Annotated in this window: 12 protein-coding genes; 8 read left to right on the top strand and 4 right to left on the bottom strand. The window is 65.8% G+C overall.

What is annotated here, in order from left to right:
• The 8 genes from VLK61_RS19875 to VLK61_RS19840 all read left to right on the top strand — a co-directional run.
• Positions 1-403 (top strand): ABC transporter ATP-binding protein (locus VLK61_RS19875; protein WP_325423361.1); only part of this gene is annotated, 403 nt, incomplete at its 5' end.
• 24 nt (positions 404-427) lie between these two features.
• Positions 428-1,357 (top strand): branched-chain amino acid ABC transporter permease, encoded by a 930-nt coding sequence (locus VLK61_RS19870; protein WP_325423360.1) that lies wholly within the window; start codon positions 428-430, stop codon positions 1,355-1,357.
• Between the two features lie 23 nt (positions 1,358-1,380).
• Positions 1,381-2,445, top strand: a complete 1,065-nt coding sequence (locus VLK61_RS19865; protein WP_325423359.1) for a branched-chain amino acid ABC transporter permease — start codon at positions 1,381-1,383, stop codon at positions 2,443-2,445.
• Positions 2,446-2,509: 64 nt separating this feature from the next.
• The gene (locus tag VLK61_RS19860) at positions 2,510-3,841 is read left to right on the top strand and encodes an ABC transporter substrate-binding protein (protein WP_325423358.1); all 1,332 of its coding nucleotides are present in this window, start codon (positions 2,510-2,512) and stop codon (positions 3,839-3,841) included.
• 15 nt (positions 3,842-3,856) lie between these two features.
• Positions 3,857-4,663 carry an ABC transporter ATP-binding protein gene (locus VLK61_RS19855; protein ID WP_325423357.1) on the top strand — a complete coding sequence of 269 codons (807 nt, stop codon included), beginning with the start codon at positions 3,857-3,859 and terminating at the stop codon, positions 4,661-4,663.
• Positions 4,664-4,677: 14 nt separating this feature from the next.
• Entirely contained in the window at positions 4,678-4,980 is a 303-nt protein-coding gene (locus tag VLK61_RS19850; RefSeq protein WP_325423356.1) for a hypothetical protein, read from the top strand.
• Entirely contained in the window at positions 4,977-6,239 is a 1,263-nt protein-coding gene (locus VLK61_RS19845) for a phenylacetate--CoA ligase family protein (RefSeq protein WP_325423355.1), read from the top strand. Before VLK61_RS19850 ends, VLK61_RS19845 begins: the two co-directional genes overlap by 4 nt.
• A 150-nt stretch (positions 6,240-6,389) precedes the next feature.
• Positions 6,390-7,358, top strand: a complete 969-nt coding sequence (locus VLK61_RS19840) for a tripartite tricarboxylate transporter substrate-binding protein (RefSeq protein WP_325423354.1) — start codon at positions 6,390-6,392, stop codon at positions 7,356-7,358.
• Here VLK61_RS19840 and dtd read toward each other — a convergent pair.
• From dtd to tyrS, 4 genes are all read right to left on the bottom strand, one after another.
• A complete protein-coding gene (gene dtd, locus VLK61_RS19835) occupies positions 7,355-7,795 on the bottom strand; it encodes a D-aminoacyl-tRNA deacylase (protein ID WP_325423353.1) in 441 nt (146 codons plus the stop codon). The genes VLK61_RS19840 and dtd overlap by 4 nt on opposite strands.
• Positions 7,792-8,682, bottom strand: coding sequence for a cation diffusion facilitator family transporter (locus tag VLK61_RS19830; RefSeq protein WP_325423352.1), 891 nt, complete (start codon positions 8,680-8,682; stop codon positions 7,792-7,794). Before VLK61_RS19830 ends, dtd begins: the two co-directional genes overlap by 4 nt.
• 30 nt (positions 8,683-8,712) lie before the next feature.
• The gene (locus tag VLK61_RS19825; protein WP_325423351.1) at positions 8,713-9,111 is read right to left on the bottom strand and encodes a DUF5329 family protein; all 399 of its coding nucleotides are present in this window, start codon (positions 9,109-9,111) and stop codon (positions 8,713-8,715) included.
• A gap of 73 nt (positions 9,112-9,184) precedes the next feature.
• Positions 9,185-10,366 (bottom strand): tyrosine--tRNA ligase, encoded by a 1,182-nt coding sequence (tyrS, locus tag VLK61_RS19820; protein WP_414636834.1) that lies wholly within the window; start codon positions 10,364-10,366, stop codon positions 9,185-9,187.
• Positions 10,367-10,455: the final 89 nt, after the last annotated feature.

Genomic DNA, 10,455 nt, shown 5'->3' with positions numbered 1-10,455 from the left:
CGAGCGCGAGGAAGTGCAGCACCGCGAGTTCGTCGAGCACATCATCGATTTCCTCGAGATCCAGGCCTACCGCAAGACCCCCGTCGGCCGCCTGCCCTATGGCCTGCAGAAACGCGTGGACCTGGGCCGGGCGCTGGCGATGGAGCCGCAGGTGCTGCTGCTCGACGAGCCGATGGCCGGCATGAACGTCGAGGAGAAACAGGACATGTGCCGCTTCGTGCTGGACGTCAATGAAGAGTTCGGCACCACCATCGTGCTGATCGAGCACGACATGGGCGTGGTGATGGACATCTCCGACCGCGTGGTGGTGCTGGACTACGGCCGCAAGATCGGCGACGGCACACCGGACCAGGTGCGCGGCAACCCCGACGTGATCAGTGCCTACCTCGGCACCAGCCACTGAAGCAGCACGGCAAGGCAACAGGCGATGGCATTTTTCCTCGAAACCCTGATCGGCGGCCTGATGTCGGGCATGCTGTATTCGCTGGTGGCGCTCGGCTTCGTGCTGATCTTCAAGGCCTCCGGTGTCTTCAACTTCGCGCAGGGCGCGATGGTGCTGTTCGCCGCGCTGGCGATGGCGCGCTTCGCCGAATGGATCCCGAAATACCTGGGCGTCGACAGCAAGGTGCTGGCGCTGGTGCTGGCCTTCATGGCCGCGATGGTGCTGATGGTGGCGCTGGCCTGGTTGATCGAGCGGCTGGTGCTGGGCAAGATGGTCAACCAGGACGGCATCTCGCTGCTGATGGCCACGCTGGGCATCTCCTACTTCCTCGACGGCTTCGGCCAGACGATCTTCGGCTCGGACATCTACAAGATCGATGTCGGCATGCCCAAGGACCCGATCTTCCTGCTCGACAAGATCTTCCCCGGCGGCATCCTGGTCAGCCAGGAAGACCTGGTGGCCGCGCTGATCGCCGCCACGCTGGTGGCCGCGCTGGCCAGCTTCTTCCAGTTCACCAGCACCGGCCGCGCACTTCGGGCGGTAGCAGACGATCACCAGGCCGCGCAATCGATCGGCATTCCGCTGAACCGCATCTGGGTCATCGTCTGGAGCGTGGCCGGCTTCGTCGCGCTGGTGGCCGGCGTCATCTGGGGCAGCAAGCTGGGCGTGCAGTTCTCGCTGTCGGTGCTGGCGCTGAAGGCGCTGCCGCTGGTCATCCTGGGCGGGCTGACATCGGTGCCGGGCGCCATCATCGGCGGGCTGATCCTGGGCGTCGGCGAGAAGCTGGCCGAGGTGTTCATCGGCCCGTACCTGGGCGGCGGCATCGAGATCTGGTTTGCCTATGTGCTGGCGCTGATCTTCCTGCTGGTCAGGCCGCAAGGCCTGTTCGGCGAGAAGATCATCGATCGCGTCTAACACTCAAAGAACGGGACACGAGCATGATTTACCGGGAAAACGGCCAGTTCAAGACCAGTTACGGCGCCGACCAGCAGATCTTCCCGATCCTGCAGGACCGGGTGGTGATGCTGGGCCTGCTGGCGGTGGCCTTCGTCGCCGTGCCGCTGCTGGCATCCGAGTACCTGTTCCGCGCCATTCTGATTCCGTTCCTGATCCTCTCGCTCGCCGCGCTGGGGCTGAACATCCTCGTCGGCTACTGCGGCCAGATCTCGCTGGGCACCGGCGGCTTCATGGCGGTGGGGGCCTATGCGGCCTACAACTTCATCGTGCGGGTCGATGGCATGCCGGTGGTCGCGGCGATCCTGCTGGGCGGTGTCTGCGCCACCGCGGTGGGTGTGCTGTTCGGAATTCCGTCGCTGCGCATCAAGGGCTTGTACCTGGCGGTGGCCACGCTGGCGGCGCAGTTCTTCACCGACTGGGCCTTCCTGCGCATCAAGTGGTTCACCAATGATTCGTCGTCCGGCTCGGTCAATGTCGCCGGGCTGTCAATGGCCGGCTGGACCATCGACACGCCGGCCGAGAAGTACCTGTTCTGCCTGGGCTTCTTGGTGGTCTTCGGAATGCTCGCGAAGAACCTGGTGCGCAGCCACATCGGCCGCGAATGGATGGCCATCCGCGACATGGACGTGGCCGCTTCCGTGATCGGCATCCGCCCGGTGTACGCCAAGCTCACCGCGTTCGCGGTCAGCTCCTTCTTCGTCGGCGTGGCCGGTGCGCTGTGGGGCTTCGTGCACCTGGGTTCGTGGGAGCCGGCGGCGTTCTCGATCGACCGCTCGTTCCAGCTGCTGTTCATGGTCATCATCGGCGGGCTGGGCTCGATCATGGGCAGCTTCTTCGGCGCAGCCTTCATCGTGGTGCTGCCGATCGTGCTGGACAACATGCCCTACTGGTTCGGCATCCCGATCGACACCGCGCTGGCCTCGCACCTGACCTTCATGATCTTCGGCGCGCTGATCGTGTTCTTCCTGATCGTCGAGCCGCACGGCATTGCGCGGCTGTGGTCCACCGCCAAGGAAAAGCTCAGGCTGTGGCCCTTCCCACATTGAATTCCCGTCGATCGAGTCCCAAGCGCACTGACGAGTGCAACCGTTCCCACCTCTGGAGGCAGACATGAAAATGACATCCCTTGCATTGGCCGCCGGCGTCACGGCCGCTGCCTTGAGCACCACGCTCCCGCTGCCTGCCTTCGCGCAAGCCAAGGAGCAGTTCTTCCCGGTGCTGGTCTACCGCACCGGCGCCTACGCGCCCAACGGCGTGCCCTTCGCCAACGGCTATGTCGATTACCTGAAGCTGGTGAACGCACAAGGCGGCATCAACGGCGTCAAAGTCAGCTTCGAAGAATGCGAGACCGGCTATGCCACGGACAAGGGCGTCGAGTGTTATGAACGGCTGAAGGGCAAGAACGGTGGTGCCACGCTGTTCCAGCCACTGTCCACCGGCATCACCTTCGCGCTGACCGAGAAGGCGCCGGGCGACAAGATCCCGCTGATCACCGCCGGCTACGGTCGCAGCGAGTCCGCCGACGGCGGCGTGTTCAAGTGGAACTTCCCGCTGGTCGGCACCTACTGGGTGGCCGCTGACGTGCTGATCCAGCACATTGCCAAGAAGGAAGGCGGCTTCGACAAGTTGAAGGGCAAGAAGATCTCGCTGGTCTACCACGACAGCCCCTATGGCAAGGAGCCGATCGCGCTGCTGACCGAGCGCAGCAAGATGCACGGCTTCGAGCTCTCGCTGCTGCCGGTGGCCCACCCCGGCGTCGAGCAGAAGGCCACCTGGCTGCAGATCCGCCAGAACCGGCCGGACTATGTGCTGCTGTGGGGCTGGGGCGTGATGAACTCCACCGCGGTGAAGGAAGCCGTGGCCACCGGCTACCCGCGCGACAAGATGTACGGCGTGTGGTGGGCCGCGGCCGAACCCGATGTCAAGGACGTGGGCGACGGCGCCAAGGGCTACAACGGCCTGGCGCTGCAGCATGGCGCCGGCAAGTCCAAGGTGCACACCGACATCCTGAAGATGGTGCACGACGCCGGCCAGGGCACCGGCCCGAAGGACGAGGTGGGCACCGTGCTCTACACCCGCGGCGTGATGAGCGCGATGCTCGGCGTGGAAGGCGTGCGCCGCGCGCAGGAACGCTTCGGCAAGGGCAAGCTGATGAGCGGCGAGCAAACGCGCTGGGGCCTGGAGAACCTGGCACTGGACCAGAAGAAACTCGATGCGCTGGGCTTCGCCAACGTGATGCGCCCGGTCAGCACCTCGTGCGTCGATCACATGGGTTCGGCCTGGGCCAAGGTGCAGACCTGGTCCGGCAGCGCCTGGCAGTTCACCTCCGACTGGTACCAGGCGGACGACCAGATCATCAAGCCGATGGTCAAGGCCGCGGCCGAGAAGTACGCCAGCGAGAAGAAACTCACCCGCCGCACCCCGGAAGATTGCCAAAGCTGACGACGAGCACGGAACATGAGCACGACCCTTCTGAACGTCAACGGCATCGAGGTCATCTACAACCACGTGATCCTGGTGTTGAAGGGCGTGTCTCTGCAGGTGCCCGAGGGCAAGGTGGTGGCTTTGCTCGGCGGCAATGGCGCGGGCAAGACGACGACCTTGCGTGCGGTGAGCAACCTGCTGGCGGGTGAACGTGGTCAGGTGACCAAGGGCTCGATCGAGTTGCGTGGCGAGCGCATCGAGGCGCTGTCCACTGCCGACATGGTCGAGCGCGGGGTGATCCAGGTGATGGAGGGGCGGCATTGTTTTGCCCACCTGACGATCGAGGAAAACCTGCTCACCGGCGGCTACACGCGGCGCGATGGCAAGGCCGCCGTGGCGCAGACGCTGGAGAAGGTCTACAACTACTTCCCGCGCCTGAAGACGCGTCGCACATCGCAGGCCGCCTACACCTCCGGCGGCGAGCAGCAGATGTGCGCGATCGGCCGAGCGCTGATGGCCAACCCGAAGATGGTGCTGCTGGACGAGCCGTCGATGGGGTTGGCGCCGCAGATCGTCGAAGAGGTGTTCGAGATCGTCAAGGACCTGAACCAGCGCGAGAAGGTCACCTTCCTGCTGGCCGAGCAGAACACCAATATTGCGCTGCGTTATGCCGACTACGGCTACATCCTCGAGAACGGCCGCATCGTGATGGATGGCGCCGCGAAGGACCTGCGCGAGAACGAAGACGTCAAGGAGTTCTACCTCGGCGTCGGCGGCGGCGACCGCAAGAACTTCCGCGACGCCAAGAGCTACAAGCGCAGAAAGCGTTGGCTGGCCTGACGGAGGCATCGACCATGAGCGCCGAAGACTTCTTTGCGCCCCCGGCCTTCAATCCGGACGAAGCGCTGCAGCAACTCAAGCGCAGCCTGCGCGACCTGCGCACGCTGAGCGAGCGTGGCAACGGCTACGACCTGAAAGGCCAACCGGTGATTGCGCTGGCGGCCGAGGACAAGACGATCACGGCGCGCCTGGCCAAACGCCCGGCACGCAACAGCCCTGAATGGGACAGCTTCACGCTGTCCGCCAGCCCCGATGTGCGCCGCTTCACCGACGAAGTGAAACGGCGGGTGGCACGTTGGACCGAGGAAGAACGATGAGCACTTTTTTTGATGCGCTGGAACGCCGGGACCCTGCCGTGCGCGAGCAGGCTCTGCTGGCCGCGCTGCCAGGCCAGGTGGCCCAGGCGCAGCGCGCCAGCCCGGCGATGGCCGAGTTGCTGGCCGGTGTCGACGCACACGCGATCAGTTCACGCGCCGCGCTGGCGCAGCTGCCGGTGCTGCGCAAGCAGGAACTGCTGGAACGCCAGAAGGCCCGCCGCGCGGACGATCCTTTTGGCGGCTATTCGGCGATCGGCTGGCGCGGTGTCGCCGGAGGCCGCGGCGCCGGCCGCGTCTTCCAGTCGCCCGGGCCGATCTACGAACCCGAGGGTCTGGGCACCGACTACTGGCGCATGGCGCGGGCGATCTACGCCGCCGGCTTCCGCGCCGGCGACCTGGCGCATTGCAGCTTCAGCTACCACCTGACGCCCGCCGGCGCGATGATGGAAAGTGGCGCGCACGCCATCGGCTGCACCACCTTTGCCGGCGGTGTCGGCAACACCGAGCTGCAATTGCAGGCCATCGCCGACCTGCGGCCGCAGGGCTACATCGGCACGCCCAGCTTCCTGAAGATCCTGGTCGACAAGGCGGCGGAGACTGGCACGCCAATCGCATCGCTGCGCAAGGCCATGGTCGGCGGCGAGGCGTTTCCGCCGTCGCTGCGCGACTGGCTGCAGGAACGCGGCATTGCGGCTTACCAGAGCTATGCCACGGCCGACGCCGGGCTGATCGCCTACGAAACCACGGCGCGCCAGGGCCTGGTGCTGGACGAAGCGGTGATCCTCGAGATCGTGCGGCCCGGCACGCGCGACCCGGTGCCCGATGGCGAGGTCGGCGAAGTGGTCGTCACGGTGCTGAACCCGGACTATCCCTTGATCCGCTTCGGTACCGGCGACCTCTCCGCCGTGCTCGCCGGCCCCTGCCCCAGCGGACGCAGCAACACCCGCATCAAAGGCTGGCTCGGGCGTGCCGACCAAACTGCCAAAGTACGCGGCATGTTCGTGCACCCCAGCCAGGTGGCCGAGATCGTGCGACGACACCCGGAAGTGCAGCGCGCCCGGCTGGTGGTCAGCGGCGAGATGGCCAATGACCACATGACCCTCAAGGTTGAAGTGAATGGCGCATATGACAAGCTGTCGCAGGCCATCGCCGGCACCATCCGCGACATCACCAAGCTGCGTGGCGAGGTCGAGTTGCTGATGCCAGGCGCGCTGCCGAACGACGGCAAGGTGATCGAGGACGCCAGAAGCTACAGCTGAGCTTGTCTGTCGAAGAATGCACACCGGCCGGCCAGGGGCGGCACGCCGCATGCCGGAGGCAGAGGTATAGGTAATTCCCGTCAGTCCGGTACCAGCCGCGGCCGATAGCATGGTGGCCTTGCAAGTTCTTCGAGCACTGAAGGAGACGTGATGAAAAAGCTGCTGCTGAGCACCCTGTTGTCGTCGCTGGCCATGGCCGCGATGGCCGAATATCCCGAAAAGCCCATCACCATCGTCGTGCCCTTCGCGGCCGGCGGGCCGACCGACAAGGTGGCGCGCGACCTCGCCGATGTGCTGCGCCAGAAGATCGGGCAGACGGTGATCGTCGAAAACGTCGGCGGAGCCGGCGGAACGCTGGGCGCCGCCAAAGTGGCCAAGGCCTCGCCCGACGGTTACACGCTGCTGCTGCACCACATCGGCATGGCCACCTCGCCGGCTCTGTACCGCAACATGCCGTACAAGACGCTGGAAGACTTTGAATACCTTGGCATGGTCAACGAGGTGCCGATGACGGTGGTGGGTCGGCCCAGCCTGCCGGCAGCCAATTTCGCCGAGTTACAGAAGTGGCTGGAGGCCAACAAGGGCAAGATCAACCTGGCCAATGCCGGCCTGGGCGCGGCTTCGCACCTGTGCGGCCTGTTGTTCCAGCAAAGCATGAAGATCGACATGACCACGGTGCCCTACAAAGGCACCGCACCGGCGATGAACGATCTGCTCGGCGGCCAGGTCGACATCATGTGCGACCAGACCACCAACACCACCGGCCAGATCGAAGCCGGCAAGATCAAGGCCTACGCGGTGACCACGGTCAAGCGCCTGACCACCCCCACACTGGCCAAGCTGCCAACGATGGACGAAGCCGGTATCAAGGGCTTCAATATCGCGATCTGGCACGGCCTGTACGCACCCAAGGGCACGCCCAAGCCCGCGGTCGACAAGATCAACACCGCGCTGCGTGCGGCGTTGAAGGATCCCGAGTTCATCAAGCGCGAAGAAGCGCTCGGCGCCGTGGTGGTCACCGACAACCGGCTGAGTCCGGCCGAGCACAAGAAGTTTGTCGAGGCCGAGATCAACAAGTGGGGGCCTGTCATCAAGGCCGCCGGCCAGTACGCCGATTAGGCGATCCTGAGCGGGATCGTCACCGGCCCGTCATTGACCAGGCCGACTTTCATGTCGGCCCCGAACACACCGCACGCCACCTTCGGGTGGCGTTGTTGCGCCAGCGCCAGCACGCGCTCGTAGAGCTGGCGGCCCACCTCCGGGCCTGCCGCGCTGGTGAAGCTGGGCCGATTGCCACCGGAAACATCGGCGGCCAGCGTGAACTGGCTGACGATCAGCAGGCCACCGCCGATGTCGACGACGCTGCGGTTCATCTTGCCGGCGTCGTCGCTGAAGATGCGCAGCTTCAGCAGTTTGTCGACGAACTTCACGGCCTGGGCTTCGCCGTCGCTCGGCTCGGCGCACATCAGCACCAGCAGACCGGCGCCGATCTCGCCGACCACGGCGCCATCCACCTGGACACGGGCTTCGCTGACCCGCTGCACCAGGCCGATCACACCAGGTCCTTCGCATCGCTGAAGTGCGCCTCGACATCCATCGGCAGCAGCTGGATGGTGGCGCGCAGGCCGGGCACGGCGCTCATCAGCGCCTGTTCGACGGAAGTGCGCAGCGCCGCCGCGCGGCCCAGGGTCCAGGACGCGGGCATGTGCATGTGCAGGTCGACAAAGCGGCGCTGGCCGGCGCGGCGGGTCGTCACATGGTCGAAGCGGATCGTCGGGTGGGCAAAACCGGCCAGCGTGCGCTGGATCTCGGCTTGCACCTCGGGCTCCAGCGCCAGGTCCATCAACCCGTCGGCCGAGGCCCAGACCAGGCGCACGCCTTCCCGGGCAATGTTGGCGGCGACGCCGATGGCAATCACCGGGTCCAGCCAGATCCAGCGGGTGAAGTGCACCGCCACCAGGCCGAGCACCACGCCGGCCGAGGTCCAGACATCGGTGAACAGGTGCCGCGCATCGGCTTCCAGCGCGATCGAGCGGTGTTCACGCGCCTTGCGCAGCATCGCCACCGCCAGCGCGCCGTTCATCGCCGAGCTGATGATCGACAGGGTCAGGCCCCAGCCCAGCGCCTGCAGCGGCTGCGGATCGAACAGGCGATGGCCTGCTGCCCAGATGATGGCCAGCGCCGCGGCCAGGATCAGCACGCCTTCGAAGCCGGACGAGAAATACTCGGCCTTGTGGTGGCCGTAGGGGTGTTCGGCATCCGGTGGCTGGGCCGCCACCGTCACCATCATCAGCGCGAACACCGCGCCGGCCAGATTGACCAGCGACTCCAGGGCATCCGACAACAGGCTCACCGAGTCGGTCAGCCACCAGGCGCCGGTCTTCAGCGCGATGGTCGCCACCGCCACGGCGATCGAGAGCTTCAGGTAGGCGCTGAGCGGCATGCGGCGATTGTCACCGCCCCGCAGCCGGCGCTAGGGTTTTGCCGCCTTGTCCAGGCGCGCCAGCTCGACCCGCAGGAAGTCGCCGGCCGGCAGGTCGCGGCCATCGGACAGGCGCACCCAGTACAGCTGGCCGGTGGTGGACGAGCGCGTGGCAATGCGCTCGATGAACTCTTCGGCGGTCTTGACGTCGTCTCCCATCGACGACAGCTTGCGGCGCAGAAAGGTCACCGCCATGTCGGTGTCGTAGATCTGACCGTTGCGCACCATGCGCATGTCGCGCCGGGTACCGATGTGCGTCAACAAACGCTCGATGCGCACCATCTCGGCGGACGGCGGCGTGGCCCACGCGCTGCCGGCACCGGGCAGCAGACCGAACAGGCAGACCAGCTGCCGGCGGGAAAGCCCGCGCCCAGGGTGAGTCGAAACCATCGTTGTGATTTTGCGGGAGAACCGGCTGCCAGCATCACAGGAAATGCCGGGGCTTTCCCTGCCGTCAGGCGGGTCAGTCGCTCAGGGTGATGCGCGCGAACTTGCGCTTGCCGACCTGCACGACGCAGGTGCCCGCCGCGACCTTCAGCGCCTTGTCGCTGACCACGGCGCCGTCGATGCGCACGCCGCCTTGCTCGACCAGACGCAGCGCCTCGCTGGTGGAGGGCGCCAGGCCGGCCTGCTTCAGCAAGGCGCCGATGGCCAGCGGCGCGCCGGCCAGCCGGATCTCGGGCACCTCATCCGGAATGCCGCCCTTGGCGCGATTCTGGAAGTCCTGCTCGGCGACATCGGCGGCGCGCGCGTCGTGGAAGCGCGTGACGATCTCGCGCGCTAGCAGCACCTTGGCCTCCTTCGGGTTGCGACCGGCCGCCACCTCGGCCTTCAACGCAGCCACCTGCGCCTCGGGTTGGAAGCTCAGCAGCGTGTAGTAGCGCCACATCAGCACATCGCTGATCGACAGCAGCTTCGCGAACATGGTGTTCGCGTCGTCGGTGATCGCGATGTAGTTGTTCTTGCTCTTGGACATCTTGTCGGCGCCATCGAGCCCTTCGAGCAGCGGCATGGTCAGGATGCACTGCGGCTCCTGACCGTACTCCTGCTGCAGGTGCCGGCCCATCAGCAGGTTGAACTTCTGGTCGGTGCCGCCGAGTTCGAGGTCGCTCTTCAAGGCCACCGAGTCGTAGCCCTGCATCAGCGGATAAAGGAACTCGTGCACGCTGATCGGCGTGTTGGCCTGGAAGCGCTTGTGAAAGTCGTCGCGCTCCATCATGCGTGCCACGGTGTAGCGGGCGGCCAGCTGGATCATGCCGCGTGCGCCCAGCGGGTCGCTCCATTCGCTGTTGTAGCGGATCTCCGTGCGCGCCGGATCCAGCACCCGACTGGCCTGGGCGTAGTAGGTCTCGGCGTTGGCCTTGATCTGCTCGGCGGTCAGCGGCGGGCGCGTGGCATTGCGGCCGGAGGGGTCACCGATCATCGAGGTGAAGTCGCCGATCAGGAAGATCACCTGGTGCCCCAGATCCTGCAGCTGGCGCATCTTGTTCAGCACCACGGTGTGGCCGATGTGGATGTCCGGCGCCGTCGGGTCCAGCCCGAGCTTGATGCGCAAGGGCGTGCCGGTGGCTTCCGAGCGCGCCAGCTTCTTCAGCCAATCGGCCTGCGGCAGCAACTCTTCGCAGCCGCGCAGCGAGACCGCCATGGCGTGCTGAACTTTGTCGTTTATCGGGAACTCTGGGCGCTGCGCCGGCGACTCGGGGATTGACATGGGGTGGAAAGTACGGGCTTTTA

The sequence above is a fragment of the Aquabacterium sp. genome (assembly GCF_035476535.1).
Classification (GTDB): Bacteria; Pseudomonadota; Gammaproteobacteria; order Burkholderiales; family Burkholderiaceae_C; genus Pseudaquabacterium.
The sequence above is the reverse complement of the archived record's forward strand: the minus strand, read 5'-3'. Positions and strand labels throughout refer to the sequence as shown.